Consider the following 15,718-nt stretch of genomic DNA (forward strand, 5'->3'; position numbering starts at 1 on the left):
GCGTGGGGTTAAGTTTGTTCTTTAGTGCAGGTACAGCTGGACCGGACCGGGCTAGGACGCGTTCAAGGCGTCGGCACCGGCAACGATTTCAGAAAGCTCCTGCGTAATTTCAGCCTGTCGGGCTGTGTTGCGCAGACGCGTGTACTTCTTGATAAGGTCCGTGGCGTTGTCGCCGGCAGACTTCATCGCCCGCTGGCGGGCTGCAAGCTCGGAAGCTGCGGCCTGCAACATGGCGGCAAAAATGCGTGACTCGATGTACCGCGGCAGCAGCGCATCAAGGACCTGCTCCGCCTCCGGCTCGAATTCGTAGAGCGGCAGGAGGTCCGACTCGGACGCCGCCTGCTCTTCAACAACCTCGAGCGGAAGCAGACGGATAACCGTCGGCTCCTGCATCACCATGGACTTGAAACGGGTGTAAACGACATGGATCTCGTCCACGCCGCCCTCTTCATAGTCTGTCGCGAAGGCTTCGAGCAGTGCCGCGCCGACTTCACGTGCAGTTTCAAACTCGGGCGCATCGGTGTTGCCGGTCCACACCCGCTCGTAAGGAAGGGTGCGGAAGTCAAAGTACGCCTGCGCCTTGCGGCCCATCACATACGTCTTGACTTCTTTGCCCTCTCCGCGGAGCAACTCGTTGAGGCCAACCGCCTGCTTAAGCACGCTTGCCGAGTAGGAACCGGCAAGGCCGCGGTCAGCACTGATGACCAGGACGGCGGCCCGGCGGATCTGCTCCGGTTCGGTGACCAACGGGTGGTCGATTTCGCTCTGGCTCGCGACAGCAGAAACGGCACGCGTAATCGCGTTTGCGTAAGGCAGTGAAGCCGCTACGCGTGCGCGGGCCTTGCCAATGCGCGAGGTAGCGATCAGTTCCATCGCCTTGAAGATCTTGCGCATCGACGTGGTCGAGCTGATCTTCTGGCGGTAGACCCGAATCTGGGCTCCCATACTTTTCCTTTCCTAAGATCCCGATGGCCGGGACTGCCGGAACCTCAAAGGTCCCGGCAGTCCCTGCCAGCGAAACTAGCGCTTCTGCTTGACGATTTTTTCCTGGTCAACGTCGCCCTCGGAGATAGCGTCGTGCTCCTCGTGGCCGGCGCCTACCAGGCGGTTGTCACCTTCACCGAAGAAGCCCTTTTTGAAGGCCACGATTGCAGTCTTCAGTGCTTCAGCAGTGTCATCGTCCATAACGTTGGTCTGCGCCAGCGTGGTCAGGATGGAGGACTTGTGCTTGAGGTGCTCCAGGAATTCGGTCTCAAAGCGGTTGATATCCTCAACCGGAACCTCGTCGAGGTAGCCGTTGGTACCGGCCCAGATGGACACAACCTGGTTCTCGATCGGGAACGGCGAGTACTGGCCCTGCTTGAGCAGCTCCATCAGGCGGGCACCACGGGTCAGCTGCTGGCGCGATGCTGCATCGAGGTCCGATGCGAACATGGCGAAAGCCTGCATGTCGCGGTACTGGGCCAATTCCAGCTTCAAAGTACCGGAGACCTTCTTCATGGACTTGACCTGTGCAGCACCACCAACGCGGGACACAGAGACACCCACATCGACAGCCGGACGCTGGTTGGCGTTGAAGAGGTCCGACTGCAGGAAGATCTGGCCATCGGTAATGGAGATCACGTTGGTCGGGATGTAGGCAGAGACGTCGTTTGCCTTGGTCTCGATGAGCGGCAGGCCGGTCATCGAACCGGCACCGAGCTCGTCAGAGAGCTTGGCACAACGCTCCAGCAGGCGGGAGTGCAAGTAGAAGACGTCGCCCGGGTAGGCTTCGCGTCCCGGCGGGCGGCGCAGCAGCAGTGACACTGCACGGTACGCCTCGGCCTGCTTGGAGAGGTCATCAAACACGATGAGGACGTGCTTGCCGCCGTACATCCAGTGCTGGCCGATGGCCGAACCGGCGTACGGTGCCAGGTACTTGAAGCCTGCGGGGTCAGACGCGGGGGAAGCCACAATGGTGGTGTATTCCAGTGCGCCGTTGTCCTCAAGGGTCTGCCGGACAGCCGCAATGGTGGATGCCTTCTGACCGATTGCCACGTAGATGCAACGCACCTGCTTGGTCACGTCACCGGAAGCCCAGTTGGCCTTCTGGTTGATGATGGTGTCGATCGCGATTGCCGACTTGCCGGTCTGGCGGTCACCGATGATCAGCTGACGCTGGCCGCGGCCGATGGGGATCATGGCGTCGATAGCCTTCAGACCGGTCTGCATCGGCTCGTGGACCGACTTACGCTGGGTCACGCCGGGCGCCTGGAGTTCCAGTGCACGGGTGGTTTCGGCCTTGATCTCGCCGAGGTCGTCGATGGGCTGGCCCAAGGGGTCAACCACACGTCCGAGGAAGGCGTCGCCTACCGGTACGGACAGAACCTGACCCGTACGGTGGACTTCCTGGCCCTCTTCGATTCCGGTGAAGTCACCGAGTACGATGACACCGATCTCGCGGACGTCAAGGTTCTGGGCCAGGCCCAGGGTGCCGTCTTCAAAGCGAAGCAGCTCGTTCGCCATGACCGAGGGAAGGCCCTCAACACGGGCGATGCCGTCACCTGCGGTTGTTACACGGCCAACCTCTACGCGCTCTGCGTTTCCGGGTTCGTAGGACGCCGCGAACTCGTTCAACGCATTACGGACGTCGTCGGCGTTGATGGTCAATTCGGCCATCTGCAGTCCCTGCTCTCCTGTTTTCGTGATCATCGTTGCTCACGATGACCGGGGGTTTCGTTTCGTTAAGTTGTGCTTGTCCGGCTAACCGGCCAGTTGGCGGTGAAGCTGACCCAGCCGGGTGATAACCGAAGCGTCAAGCACTTCGTCACCGACCTGGACGCGGATTCCACCGATCAGTTCAGGATCAACGGTGATGTTGATCTTGAGCTCGCGACCGTACAGGGAATTAAGCCCTGACTGGAGGCGGGCGAACTGCGTTTCCGTCAAGGAACGGGTGACGCTGACCGTTGCAATCCAGCGCTGCTGCCGCTTGGCTGCCAGCTCGGCAAACCGGGCCACCAACCTGGTCGGCTTGATGCCGCGGGGCTGGGCAACCGCCTGCGCAATGAGGACGTTTGCTTCCTCGCCTGCGCCGGGATTCAGCTTCCTCGCCAACCCGGTCTTCGCTGCAGCACTGGCCTGCGGCTCCGACAGAGCACGTTGTACCTCATGGTTGGAGGCAACGGCCTGGTTGAAGGAGAACAGATCGTTCTCCAGCTCTTCCAGCCCAGAGATTCCGGAGGCAGAAACGGCCGACTTGTTTTCAGCAACGGCGATAACCACCGTTGCGGCAAGCGTCTCGAGTGCATCGCCGATATCTCGGGCCGATGCCCAGCGTGAACTGGCCAGTCCGCCCGCGATGTCCGCAGCCTCAGCGGAGACTTTTCCGCCAACAAGCTGCCTGACAAGCGCCGACTTTTCGGCACCGGTGCGGGACGGGTCAGTCAGGGCGCGGCGCAAGCCAGCCGAGCTATCCACCGTTCCCAGGATTCCGAAGAGTTCCTTAGCCAACTGCAGCGAGGCCACCGGAAGCTTTGCTTCCAGTTGGGTCAGCGCCGTGGTCAGCGATTCGCTCGATACACCTGACATTACTTAGCTGCACCTGCGTTCTGGTTCTCCAGATCTGCCAGGAAGCGGTCAACGACACGGGCAGAACGCTCGTCATCGTTGAGTGCTTCGCCAACGATGCGGCCTGCCAGCGTGGTGGCCAGCGTGCCTACCTCGGAGCGCAGAGACACAACTGCGGCCTGGCGCTCCGATTCGATCTGCACGTGTGCCTGTGCCGTGATGCGGGCAGACTCAGCGGCAGCCTTTTCCTTCAGATCTGCAAGGATCTGGGCGCCTTCAGCACGGGCTTCCTCGCGGATGCGGTTGGCCTCGGCACGGGCATCGGTCAGCTGCTGCTTGTACTCTTCGAGTGCTGCAGAAGCCTCTGCCTGCGCCTTTTCTGCCTTGGCAATGCCACCTTCAATGGCCTCGGCACGCTCTGCAAACGTCTTCTCGAACATCGGGACAACGAACTTGACCACGATGTACATGAGGACAGCAAAGCCGGCGAGAACGACGCCCATTTCCCAGACGTTGGGAACGAGCGGGTTGGTCGCCTCGGCGCCTTCCACGGCGGCTGAGATGATCGTTTGATACATAATTCACCCGTCCTTATCTACTCGGTTCTGGATGTTCGCTTGGTTCTGAAGTCAGACTAGAGAACGAAAGCGAAGACCAGGCCGAGGATGGCGAGGGCTTCAGTCAGCGCGAGGCCGAGGAATGCGATCGGCTGCAGGACGCGCTGGGCTTCCGGCTGACGTGCCACGCCGTTGATGTAAGCAGCGAACACGAGGCCAACACCGATACCACCGCCGATTGCGGACAGTCCGTAGCCGATGAGGTTGAGGGAGCCGTTGATGGTGCCTTCCATTTTTCTTCCTTTCAAGATGCCATCTATGTGGCAGGTTGTTTGGGTTGCTTCATCCCCGTGAGGGGAAGTTTGTGGGTGCCTAGTGGCTGTCCGCGTGCAGGGCGCCTTCGATGTAAATGGCGGTCAGCAGCGTGAAGACGTAGGCCTGCAGGGCCATGATCAGTGCTTCCAGCATGTACATGGCAACTGCGCCGGCGATGACCAGAAGGGAGGTTCCCTTGAGCAGGATGTTCTCCTGCATCACCAGGAACTCAATGCCGGAACCGGCGATCATGACGATCAAGTGTCCTGCCAGCATGGTGGCAAAGAGACGGAGGCTGTGTGTGACCGGCCGGACCAGGAAGTTCGAGATGATCTCGATCGGGATCACAATCGGGAGAATGTAGACCGGAACGCCGGACGGCACGGTGGCCAGCTTGAAATACTTCAGGCCGTTCTTCTTGATGCCGATGGCAATCCAGGTGACGTACACAATGCCCGCGAGGACATAGGCGCCGCCAACGTGCGAGAAGCTTGGGAGCTGGATCACGGGAATGGCGCCGTAGATGTTGTTCACCAGAATGAAGAAGAAAAGGCTGAACAACAGCGGGACATACTTCATGAAATCTTTACCGCCGATAATGTCTTTTGCAATGCCGTTTCGGACAAAGCCATAAGCCATTTCACCAGCGAACTGGAGCTTGCCGGGAACAAGCTGCTGCTTCCGCGCAGCTAGCAGAAAGAATGTGGCGATAATGACGACCGACAGGATTACCAGCAGCATCTGCTTGGAGAATCCGTCAGCCACCCCCCACGGCAGGATTGCCGGCAGGTGCATTTCTTCAATTCCAGGAGGATTGAACTCTCCTGAATCTTGGGCCGGGAGCGCAAGCGCGATCAACGCGTTTCCTCTCTGCAGTGTCCATCATTGGGCGTTGGTCGAGGACCCGCGGAATTGTGCTCCGCAGCTCCCCCTGTGCAATTATTTGGCATTTGTGTTTCCGTCCGCGGACGGGCCGCTGTCTGCGCCGCTCTTACCTGCCGTGGTTCTGGAACTGGTAAGGCCATGCATGTGGGAAAGATAGAAACCTCCGAGAGCTCCAAGCAGAGCGCCTGCGAGCACGATCCAGCGGGTTCCCCACAGATAATCCAGACCCCACCCTATCAAACTCCAGACGATGATTCCGCCAATAATGTAGCTAAAGACGGCCATTCCGGCGTTGTATCCGCCGTCGTTGTTTTCGGCTGACACCCCCGGCGTGGGCGCAGCGTTCTTGGGCACGGAGGAACCGTTTTTCGCTGTTCGTTTCCGATCAGGCATCGTTCGGCTCCTTGGGCTCGGGGTCGTTGTAAATCTGCAGGCGCGCCTTGCTGAAGCCATAGATTTCGGCAGCCTGCCAGAAGACAACAGTGGCAACGGCACCAATCAGGAACCATCGGTCGTGAAGCCAGGCAGGTGCTCCGATCACAAACAGGACAACCGCGAAACCCACGACCTTGACAAAGTAGGTGGCCGCGAACATTCCGATGGCACCGGAGGGGTTGTTGCGCCCCACAAAGTGGCCCACGAGAAGACTGATGGCGAAGAAGAGCATCACCAGGAGGCCGCCCAAAGTACTGGACAGGACGCCGCTGGGGCCGTTCAGGATCACAGCCGGGATGCCCGCCAGGATCAGCGCCCCTGCACCGGCAGCTGAACTGAGCGCGAGGAGGCGAAGCCACAAAGACCGCGTGGGACCGGAAACACCAACGGGTCCGCTGCCGGACGCACGTCCGGATTCGGCGTTGGAGGTCATAAGATCCCAATCGTCGGCGCCCTGGGGCTGGTTTGGCGGGGCAGCTTGGGCTGCCCTCAAATTCTACACGAGATAGAAATATATCCGAACGCTGTTACGCCGGCGACTGGTCGCTGTGGCGGCGCAGGTAGGGCCAGGCCGTGATCAGGCCCATGACCAGCGTGGCGAAGATGTCCGCGGCCAAGACAACTTGCCAAGGGAAGACGGCAAAAGCCAATCCCCCGAAGGACAGGATGGCGGTCCAGAGGTACATCAGGATCACGGCCGTCCGGTGCGAGTAGCCGATATCCAGCAGCTTGTGGTGGAGGTGCCCGCGGTCTGCGGACCACGGTGAACGTCCCCGCGCCGTCCGGCGGACCACGGCGAGGCCCAGGTCAAGCAGTGGCAGGAACAGCACGGCGAACGGCAGGAGGATCGGAATGACGGTGGAGATACCGTTGGCGCGGTCGTACAGACCGGACGTGATCTGACCGGTGGAGACGATGCCCGCCGAGGCCATCAGCAGTCCGAGCAACATGGCCCCGGAATCGCCCATAAAGATCTTGGAGGGGAACCAGTTGTGCGGCAGGAAACCGATGCAGCTGCCCACCACCACGGCGGTGAGGAGCGTGGCCAGGTCTGAGTAGTCCAACAGAGTGGCGTTTCGGTGCACCCAGTATGCCGTGAAGAAGAAGGCAGTTCCACCGATGATGGCCACGCCGGCGGCCAGCCCGTCGAGGCCGTCAATGAAGTTGAAGGCGTTCATGGTGGTGACTATGAGACCGGCCGTCAGCACCACCCGGAGCGCTTCGTTCTCCAGGTAGATCGGCTCCGGAATCCACGGGACAATGGTCATCCGGACTCCCCAGATGGCCACCACCATGGCGGCGGCGCTCTGGCCGATGAGTTTGACCCACCACCGGATGTCCAGGAGGTCGTCCGCGATCCCCACGAGCACGATCAGCGCCGCGCCCGCCAAGACGCCCCATGGCGAGAAGTTGTTCCGGTATATGTCCTTGACGAAGAAGGACTGGCTGGCCACGACGAGGGCCACCAGCACGCCAAGAAAAATGGCCACCCCGCCCAGCCGGGATACCGGCGTCGAATGCATGTCTCGGCTGCGGATGGGGGCATGGAGTTCGAGCCGGTTGCCGATGACCCTGGCAACCCATGTGGCCCCGTAGGAAACCATGGCAGCCGTCAGCCCCATCAGGAGGTACATGATCATGCGAGAGCGGCCATTTCGTCGGTGTGCGGCGCAACCCAGCGGGTGCGCACAGGCATGGACAGCAGCCCGAACAGGTGGTCCTCGATCGATGGGCTCACTGGCCGGGGATCTGACTTTCGATAAATGAAACTACTCCGTCGCCGGGCGGACAGCAGGCAGTGCTTGGTGCCTGACAGGGCTGTATTACAGTGGACTCTAGTCAAGATACTAGCGTCAATAGCTCCATGGCTTCGCGCCACAGTGGCGCATTGCGAGCGGGGAATCCCCTGAAGGCCATGCTGAAAGGAATCCCCAATGACCGTCCGGGTTGCAGTTGCCGCCGTGACATTTAACCGTCATAAAGAGCTGTCCGTCCTGCTGGACGCCGTGAATGCGCAGTCTGCGGCGGTAGACACCATCTGCCTCGTCGACGGCGGTTCGGATCCTGCCCGTGATGTCGCCGCGCGGCACGCGAACGTCGATTACGTCCGCTCCGAGGCGAACCTCGGAGGGGCAGGCGGCTTTGCCCTCGCCGCGTTGAAGGCAGTGGCCACCGGTGCCAAATGGATCTGGATGATGGACGACGACGCCGAGCCGGCAGATCCTGAATGCCTCGCCACGCTGCTCCGTGAGGCTGAAGCGCGTGACCTTGAAGCCGTCGTCCCGCTGGTGGTGGCGCCGGGCGATCCCGACCGGCTTTCCTTCTTTTTCCGGCTGGACGGAAGGGTCACCCATGACCGGGCCGAACTGGAAAAAGTGGGCTTCCTTCCGAACGACGGGCACTTCTTCAACGGTGCCTTGATCCGGTCCGACGTGTTTTTCAAAGTGGGCCTGCCGGACATGCGCCTCTTTATCCGCGGCGACGAGGTGGACTTCACCATCCGCCTGCGCAAGGCGCGCATCCGGTTCGGCACGGTGACCACCACCGCCATTACCCACCCCCATGCGTTCGACGAGACGCGGCACGTCTTTGGTGCCCGCTGGCATGTGATCGTCCCGGACTCTGCCTTCAAGCGCTACTACTACTACCGGAACCGCGGCTACCTGATCCGCCGCTACTTCCGGGTCAAGTCGTTCGTGGCGGACGTGGGTGGTTACGTAGGCTACTTTGCGCAACGCCGTGACCTTCCCGGTTTCCTGTCCTGGGCAAGGTCCTTCACAACGGGACTCCGGGCCAAGGGGTTCGCGCCGCTGGAGGACCAGAAGTTCTAGGCGTGGCCCCGGAGGCGTCGGCGGGCCAGGAGCCACAGGAGTACCCACGGCTCGCCGAAAACGCGGTACGCAACCCGGCGCGGATGCAGCAGTAGGCGCCACGCCCACTCCAGCCCGAGCCTTCCCAGCCAGCGCGGTGCCAGTTTTTGCACGCCCGCCAGCTGCTCGATGGCGCCGCCCACCGTGCAGTAGATGGCCGGCGGGAGCATATCCAGGCGGCGCTGCAGCACTGATTCCTGGAGGGGCATGCCCAGCCCGAGCAGGACGAGCTGGGGTTGATGCTCCGCGAGCCAGCCCACCGCGGCGGTTTCGACGTCGTCGTTCCAGCCTTCGCCAGGGAACCCTGTCACGGTGGCGGCCGGGGCAATGCCCTGGATCTGTGTGACCGCTTTGGCGTTGGCCTCCGTGCCGGCGCCGACCACGGCGATCCGTTCAAGGCCGTCCACCCGACCCAGGGACGGCAGCCAGTCGGTGGACCCCAGCCGGTACTCCATCAGCGGGCTGACAGCGTTTCCAGTCCTGCCCCACAACCACAGCACCGGTGCACCGTCCAGGAGCACGACGTCGCTGTTCTCGTACAGAGCGCGGAATCCTGCGTTGGAATGGGTCAGCGTCACGCTGTGCAGGTTATGTCCGACGACGGTGCGCCGGGTCCCGTCGTCGACAAACCCGGAGAGCACCACAACCAGTCCGTCCACCGTCAGCGGAGTGGCATCGACGCCGAGGACAGGGATGTTCTGGCGTGCCAGGCTCACCCGTCAGTCTCCCGGACCGGTGCGGCCGGCCCGTCGACAGATGTTTCAGGGGCAGGCGCATCAGATGCGGCACGTTCGGCGTCAGATTCGACGTTTGATTCGACTTCTTCAGTTGCTTCCTCGGGCTCAGCCATCGGAATTTCGCCCAGGCCCAATACGCCCGGAACCTGCTCCCTCAGCTGTTCCAGGGACACGGCGCCGTTGCGCACCACTCGCAGGAGCGGACCGGTGGCGTCCACAATCGTAGAGGGCACGGCGTCAGTTCCTTCCACCGGCCGGAAACCGCCTTCGAGGTAGACCTCCACGGACTCCGCGAGCTGGGCTCGTGCCTCAGCGGCGGTCTGCGCCGGCGGCTGGCCGGTCCGGTTCGCGGAGGACACAGCCAGCGGACCCGTCAGTGTCAGGAGTTCCTGGGCAACTTCGTCGGCGGGCATGCGCAAGGCCACCGTTCCCTTGGTCTCGCCCAGGTCCCAGTCCAGTGACGGCTGGGCGTGCAGGATCAGGGTCAGGCCCCCCGGCCAAAACGCCTCGGCGAGTTTGCGGGCATCAGCGGAAATATCCGTGGCCAGCCCGTCCAGGGCATTGATTCGGGGAATCAGAACCGGCGGCGGCATGGTGCGGCTGCGTCCTTTGGAGGCCAACAGCATGGTGACGGCCTGCGGCGAAAAGGCATCGGCGGCAATGCCGTAGACCGTGTCTGTGGGGAACACCACGCACTTCTTCTCGCTGATGGCACGCTGGGCATGCTCCAGGCCAAGGGCGCGCTGATCCTCTGACGTGCAGTTGTAGGTTGTGGTCACTGGCCTATTCTTTCATCACTCGTGGTGCGGACCGGCAAGGACAGCGCTGGTGGCGCGTTCTTTGCCGTTGAGGTCCAAGTGCGTGGTGATCTCCGACCAGACACCCGTCCGCTGCATCATGCCGGCGATCCAGCCGGCCTGGACTTCCGCGTGTTCCATTACGAAGTAGCCGCCGCGAACCAGCAGCCGGGCAGCCGAGGCGGCCGCCGCCGTCGGAAGCTCCATGCCGTCCGCTCCCCCGCCGTACAGGGCTTCGGGAGGATCGTGCAGGGCAACTTCGGGTTCATTCGGGATGGCTTCGGCGGGAATATAGGGCGGGTTGGAGATTACGACGTCGAAGGTTCCGTTAAGTTCCGGCAGCGCGTCGCGGAGGTCCCCCAGGATCAGCTTGACGCCCAACGGCGCCAGGTTCCTGGCTGCCCACGCGTGCGCGAACGGGCTGTACTCCACGGCGTGGACTTCGGCGCCGGGCACTTCGTGGGCGATGGAGCCGGCAATCGCGCCCGAGCCCGTGCCCAGATCGACAATCCGCGGGTGCACCATGCCCTGGACGTGGTCGATGACCAACTGCACCACGGACTCTGTTTCCGGCCGGGGTATAAAAACGCCGGGCCCGACCGCAAGCTCCAGATACCGGAAGTGAGCCACGCCGGTGATGTGCTGCAGCGGGATCCGCTGGGCCCGTTCAGCAACAAGCCCGGCATAGCCATCGGGCGCCTTAGTGTCCCCCAGCATCATCGCCCGCAGCCTGCCGAGCCCTACGCCGAGCAGATGCTCCGCCAGAAGTTCCGCGTCGATGCGGGGGCTGGGGACCCCGGCATCCTGGAGGATCGCCGTGGCCTCGCTAACGGCAGCCGCGAGGGACTGCTCCGACCCGAGTGTCATGGCGCCCGGGCTAGTCGCCGATGGCGTCCAGGCGTGCCTGTTCGTCCATCTCGATGGCGGACTGAATGACCGGTTCCAGGTCACCGTTCATGACCTGGTCCAGGTTGTATGCCTTATAGCCGGTGCGGTGGTCCGCTATCCGGTTTTCCGGGTAGTTGTACGTGCGGATGCGCTCGGAACGGTCCATGGTGCGGATCTGGGACTTACGCTGGGCAGAGTTCTCGGCGTCGATGATTTCCTGCTGGTGCGCAAGGATTCGGGCACGGAGCACGCGCATGCCTGCTTCGCGGTTCTGCAGCTGGGATTTCTCGTTCTGCATGGCCACCACGATGCCGGTGGGGAGGTGGGTGATACGGACAGCGGAGTCCGTGGTGTTCACGGACTGGCCACCGGGACCCGAAGATCGGTAGACGTCGATCTTGAGATCGTTCTGGTTGATGTCCAGCTCTTCGGGCTCATCGACCTCGGGGAGGACCAGGACACCGGCGGCAGAGGTGTGGATGCGGCCTTGGGATTCCGTGACGGGCACACGCTGAACACGGTGGACGCCGCCTTCGAACTTGAGCCGTGCGTAGACACCTTCGGCGGGATCGTTCGAGCTGCCCTTGACGGCCATCTGGACGTCCTTGTAGCCACCGAGATCGGATTCGTTGGCTGAGATGAGTTCAGTCTTCCAGCCGCGGGATTCCGCGTACCGTGTGTACATCCGCAGGAGGTCGCCGGCGAACAGTGCGGCTTCGTCGCCACCTTCACCGCCCTTGACCTCGAGGATCACGTTGCGGGCGTCGTCAGGATCCCGCGGGATGAGGAGCCTGCGCAGCTTCGCGGAAGCCTGCTCCAGCGCTGCCTCCAGCACGGGAACTTCGGCAGCAAATTCAGGGTCCTCCGAGGCCATTTCCCTGGCCGCGGCGAGGTCGTCCTCCAGGGCATGCCACTTGTTGTATGCCTCCACGATGCCATTGAGCTGCGCGGACCGCCGCCCCAGCTTCCGGGCCAGCCGCTGGTCAGCATAAACAGCAGGGTCACCAAGCTGCGCCTGGATAGCATCATGCTCATCAAGCAGGCCCTGTACGGACTCAAACATTTCAAAACCTCTTTCGACTTTTACAAGTCTAGTTTCATGGGACTTAACGACGAACCGCCCAAAATATGCCGGCCACCAGGCCGGCATATTTTGAGCGGTGAGCGCAGCTACTTGTCGTTATCCGACTTCGCACCAAGCGTTGTCTTCTGGACCTGCATGAGGAACTCGACGTTGCTCCCGGTCTCCCGGATCTTGTTGGTCAGCAGTTCAAGGCTCTGCTGCGTTTCGAGTCCGGAAAGGACGCGGCGCAGCTTCCACATGATCTTGACTTCCTCGGGGGAAAGCAGGTTCTCTTCGCGGCGTGTGCCGGACGCGTTGACATCCACAGCCGGGAAGATGCGCTTGTCCGCCAGCTGGCGGGAAAGGCGGAGCTCCATGTTGCCGGTGCCCTTGAACTCTTCGAAGATGACCTCGTCCATCTTGGAACCGGTCTCCACGAGAGCGGTTGCCAGGATGGTCAGCGAGCCGCCGTTTTCGATGTTGCGGGCTGCACCGAAGAAACGCTTCGGCGGGTACAGCGCGGCGGAGTCGACACCACCGGACAGGATTCGGCCGGAGGCCGGTGCTGCCAGGTTGTAGGCGCGGCCCAGGCGGGTCATGGAGTCCAGGAGGACCACCACGTCCATGCCCATTTCCACGAGGCGCTTGGCGCGTTCGATGGAGAGCTCGGCAACGGTGGTGTGGTCATCGGCGGGACGGTCGAAGGTAGAAGCAATGACCTCACCCTTGACCGTGCGCTGCATGTCCGTGACTTCTTCGGGACGCTCGTCAACGAGCACCATCATGAGGTGGACTTCAGGATTATTGATGGTGATGGCGTTGGCGATGGACTGCAGGATGAGCGTCTTGCCGGCCTTCGGCGGGGAGACGATCAGACCGCGCTGGCCCTTGCCGATCGGGGCAACCAGGTCGATGACGCGGGGGCCGATCTTCTTGGGATCCGTCTCGAGGCGCAGGCGCTCGGACGGGTACAGCGGAACCAGCTTGGCGAATTCGACGCGGTCCTTGAGCTCTTCCGGCGTCTTTCCGTTGACGGACGTGACACGGACCAGGGCGTTGAACTTCTGGCGTGCGGTCTGCTGGCTCCGGTCTTCGCCTTCGCGCGGAGCACGAATGGCACCGACGCAGGCGTCGCCCTTGCGCAAGTTGTATTTCTTGACCTGCGCCAGCGAGACGTAGACGTCGTTCGGGCCCGGCAGGTAGCCGGACGTGCGGATGAACGCGTAGTTCTCCAGCACGTCCAGGATGCCGGCGACGGGCAGCAAGACGTCGTCCTCAGTGACCTCGACGTCGTCGACGTCCGGTCCCTGGGTGCGTCCCCGACGGCGGTCGTTCCGGTCGCGGAAACGGTCGTTACGGTCGTTGCGGGAGTTGTCCCGGCTGTCCTGGCCGCCACCGGAGCGGTCATTGCGATCGTTCCGGTCCCTGCGGTTGCGGCGGTTCCGGCGGCTTCCGCCGTCAGCGTCGTCGCCATCGCGAGCGTTGTCGCGGGTGTTATCGCGGTTGTCATCGCGGCGGGCACCATCACGCTGGCCGGCGTCGCGGCTGCCTGCGTTGTCGCGGCCACCATCGGTGGTCTCGCGGGCGCTGGTGTCACGAGACGTGCTCTCGCGGGCAGAGGTTTCACGGGCGGTGGTGTCCCGGGCTGCGGTGTCACGGGCGCCACGGGTGCGGCCGCTCTCACGGCGTTCAGCACGCTGGACGTCGCCTGCTTCGGTAGCCTGGGAATCGGCACGCTGCGTTTCGGTGCGATCAGCCTGGCGCTGTTCAGCGGCGGGCTGCTCGGCCGGAGCCTCAGTTTCTTCTGCCTGCGTTGACGTGCCTGCCGCATCGCCGCGGCGGCGGTTGCGGGTACGCGGCTGGCGGCGTTCCCCTTCAGCGGCGGCCTCGACGGGCGCCGACGCCGGAGCCTCAGCGGGTGCAGCGGCCGGAGCTTCGACGGCAGCTGCCGCGGCGGGTGCCGTAACTACTCCGTCGCTGACAGCGCGGCGGCTGCGTCCACGGCCACGTGCACGGGTCCCCTCAGCGGCCGGAGCCCCCGAGGTTTCGCTTGCGGCAGCCACCGGTGCGGCGGCGGCCGGCGCCACGTGGTTTTCGGTCGCCTTTTCGGCAGCCTTGGCCGGAGCCTTGCTGGCTGACGTGCCTGCACGATGGGCGGAAATGGCGGTCACCAGATCCCCCTTACGCATGCGGGATCCACCGGAAATCCCCAGCTGGCTGGCAAGTGCCTGCAGCTGGGCGAGCTTAAGGCCGGCGAGGCCACTGCTCTTGGCGGGTGCGGCCGTTGACGATCCGGCAGCAGAAGTTGATGGTTCCACAGCTGAAGACAGCTCAGTGGTTTCGGTCACGAAGGATCCTTCCCCCTCGACGGCGTCCAGACTGGGAGCTGGACGCGATGATTTTGATCTGGGCTGCAGTTCAGATCTGCAGCCGACATTTTCGGTCTTGCCGGTTGGATTTCGGCCAGCAGGGCCGGATACTGATTCACCTCACGCACCGATTAATGGCGGGGCGCCGGACTGACGGTTCAGGGGCAGACAATTCAGCTGCAGATTCCTGCGACAGACCAAGCAGGCGGCACCGGAAAATATTTCGCAGTAGGAGATCACTAACAACTGAATGCAGTTGCCGATCAGATAGGCGGGATTACCGCCGGTGCAAGTCCACCTTAGCACCTTCGACGTCCACTGCCAGCTTCAGGACGCGCCAGCCGATGCCCGGCGTGTTCGCCTCAGTAAAGGACTCAATAAACCCAAGCACCTCGGCGGCGTCGGCGTCGCCGTCCGCGAGAACCAGGACTGTAGGCCCGGCACCCGACACCACTGCCGCGTGGCCGGCGTTGCGCAGTGCCCTGATCAGGGCCGCACTGGGGCGCATTGCCTCGGCGCGGTAGCTCTGGTGAAGGTAATCCTCGGTGCCGGCGTGCAGAAACTCGGGCTTCCGGGTCAGTGCATGGATCAGCAGCGCAGCCCGGCCGGAGTTCATGGCCGCGGCATGATGTCCCACAGACGCCGGCAGCAGGGCGCGCGCGGCCTCGGTGGACAGTTCAAAATCCGGGACAGCCACGATGGGGACGACCGAACCAACAACGGTGGCGCATGTGCTCCTGTACTGCTCACCGTCCTGCCATGACAGCGCCAGTCCGCCGAAAATCGCGGGCGCGACGTTGTCCGGATGGCCTTCCATCTCGCTGGTCAGCTGCAGGATCCAGTCCCGCCCGCGACGCGCCGCTTCTGGCACCATGGCGTTGGCAGCCGAGACGGCCGCCACCACGGCCGATGCCGATGATCCCAGGCCGCGGCCGTGGGGGTTGACGTTCGTCGCCGTGATCCTGAGTCCGCCGTGGCGGTAACCAAGCCGGAAAAAGGCGGCCTCCATGGCCCGGACCACGAGGTGGCTGGCGTCGCGCGGCAGGCTGTCCGCCCCCTCGCCGCTGAGCTCGAACAGGAGCTCAGCGGTTTCGAGGCTTTCCACCGTCAGGGTGTCGTGCAACGCCAGGGCGAGGCCCAGGCTGTCGTAACCCGGTCCAAGATTGGCACTGGTGGCCGGGACCCTGACGGTGACACGCTGTCCTGCCTCGATGACGGGCAGGTCAACGGCGGTGGTCGAGGTGGTTTCCAAG

Annotated in this window: 16 protein-coding genes; 1 reads left to right on the top strand and 15 read right to left on the bottom strand. The window is 63.0% G+C overall.

All coding sequences use genetic code 11. The annotated features are described in order from the left end of the window. Positions 1-51: 51 nt before the first annotated feature. The 9 genes from FYJ92_RS11935 to FYJ92_RS11975 all read right to left on the bottom strand — a co-directional run bounded on the left by FYJ92_RS11935 (position 52) and on the right by FYJ92_RS11975 (position 7,381). On the bottom strand, positions 52-945 hold the full coding sequence (locus FYJ92_RS11935) for a F0F1 ATP synthase subunit gamma (RefSeq protein WP_185260920.1): 894 nt from the start codon (positions 943-945) through the stop codon (positions 52-54). A 75-nt stretch (positions 946-1,020) separates the two neighbouring features. Next, positions 1,021-2,658, bottom strand: coding sequence for a F0F1 ATP synthase subunit alpha (gene atpA, locus FYJ92_RS11940; RefSeq protein ID WP_185260921.1), 1,638 nt, complete (start codon positions 2,656-2,658; stop codon positions 1,021-1,023). An 84-nt stretch (positions 2,659-2,742) separates the two neighbouring features. Beyond that, entirely contained in the window at positions 2,743-3,570 is an 828-nt protein-coding gene (locus FYJ92_RS11945) for a F0F1 ATP synthase subunit delta (protein ID WP_185260922.1), read from the bottom strand. Then, positions 3,570-4,127 carry a F0F1 ATP synthase subunit B gene (locus tag FYJ92_RS11950; RefSeq protein WP_185260923.1) on the bottom strand — a complete coding sequence of 186 codons (558 nt, stop codon included), beginning with the start codon at positions 4,125-4,127 and terminating at the stop codon, positions 3,570-3,572. Before FYJ92_RS11950 ends, FYJ92_RS11945 begins: the two co-directional genes overlap by 1 nt. Positions 4,128-4,183: 56 nt before the next feature. Then, positions 4,184-4,399 (bottom strand): ATP synthase F0 subunit C, encoded by a 216-nt coding sequence (gene atpE / locus FYJ92_RS11955; RefSeq protein WP_056349415.1) that lies wholly within the window; start codon positions 4,397-4,399, stop codon positions 4,184-4,186. A gap of 79 nt (positions 4,400-4,478) precedes the next feature. After that, positions 4,479-5,279 (bottom strand): F0F1 ATP synthase subunit A, encoded by an 801-nt coding sequence (gene atpB / locus FYJ92_RS11960; RefSeq protein ID WP_056349417.1) that lies wholly within the window; start codon positions 5,277-5,279, stop codon positions 4,479-4,481. Between the two features lie 81 nt (positions 5,280-5,360). Beyond that, a complete protein-coding gene (locus FYJ92_RS11965; protein WP_227008120.1) occupies positions 5,361-5,699 on the bottom strand; it encodes a hypothetical protein in 339 nt (112 codons plus the stop codon). Then, positions 5,692-6,174, bottom strand: a complete 483-nt coding sequence (locus tag FYJ92_RS11970) for a hypothetical protein (RefSeq protein WP_185260924.1) — start codon at positions 6,172-6,174, stop codon at positions 5,692-5,694. Before FYJ92_RS11970 ends, FYJ92_RS11965 begins: the two co-directional genes overlap by 8 nt. Positions 6,175-6,268: 94 nt before the next feature. Next, complete coding sequence (locus FYJ92_RS11975; RefSeq protein ID WP_185260925.1) at positions 6,269-7,381, bottom strand: MraY family glycosyltransferase; 1,113 nt, start codon at positions 7,379-7,381, stop codon at positions 6,269-6,271. A gap of 294 nt (positions 7,382-7,675) precedes the next feature. Between FYJ92_RS11975 and FYJ92_RS11980 the strand changes: the two genes are divergently transcribed. Next, a complete protein-coding gene (locus tag FYJ92_RS11980) occupies positions 7,676-8,572 on the top strand; it encodes a glycosyltransferase (protein WP_185260926.1) in 897 nt (298 codons plus the stop codon). On the opposite strand, the gene FYJ92_RS11985 is transcribed toward FYJ92_RS11980, so the two are convergent. The 6 genes from FYJ92_RS11985 to thrB form a co-directional block, all read right to left on the bottom strand. Beyond that, complete coding sequence (locus FYJ92_RS11985; RefSeq protein WP_185260927.1) at positions 8,569-9,327, bottom strand: WecB/TagA/CpsF family glycosyltransferase; 759 nt, start codon at positions 9,325-9,327, stop codon at positions 8,569-8,571. The genes FYJ92_RS11980 and FYJ92_RS11985 overlap by 4 nt on opposite strands. Next, the gene (locus FYJ92_RS11990) at positions 9,324-10,127 is read right to left on the bottom strand and encodes an L-threonylcarbamoyladenylate synthase (RefSeq protein ID WP_185260928.1); all 804 of its coding nucleotides are present in this window, start codon (positions 10,125-10,127) and stop codon (positions 9,324-9,326) included. The genes FYJ92_RS11985 and FYJ92_RS11990 overlap by 4 nt, the downstream gene beginning before the upstream one ends. Positions 10,128-10,142: 15 nt before the next feature. Continuing rightward, positions 10,143-11,012, bottom strand: a complete 870-nt coding sequence (gene prmC, locus FYJ92_RS11995) for a peptide chain release factor N(5)-glutamine methyltransferase (protein ID WP_185260929.1) — start codon at positions 11,010-11,012, stop codon at positions 10,143-10,145. Positions 11,013-11,022: 10 nt separating this feature from the next. Further along, a complete protein-coding gene (gene prfA / locus FYJ92_RS12000; protein WP_185260930.1) occupies positions 11,023-12,096 on the bottom strand; it encodes a peptide chain release factor 1 in 1,074 nt (357 codons plus the stop codon). 107 nt (positions 12,097-12,203) lie between these two features. After that, on the bottom strand, positions 12,204-14,444 hold the full coding sequence (gene rho / locus FYJ92_RS12005) for a transcription termination factor Rho (protein ID WP_185260931.1): 2,241 nt from the start codon (positions 14,442-14,444) through the stop codon (positions 12,204-12,206). A gap of 298 nt (positions 14,445-14,742) precedes the next feature. Further along, positions 14,743-15,717, bottom strand: a complete 975-nt coding sequence (thrB, locus tag FYJ92_RS12010; protein WP_185260932.1) for a homoserine kinase — start codon at positions 15,715-15,717, stop codon at positions 14,743-14,745. Position 15,718 lies beyond the last annotated feature (1 nt).

Origin of the sequence: Pseudarthrobacter sp. NBSH8 (assembly GCF_014217545.1) — a bacterium.
Lineage (GTDB): Bacteria > Actinomycetota > Actinomycetes > Actinomycetales > Micrococcaceae > Arthrobacter.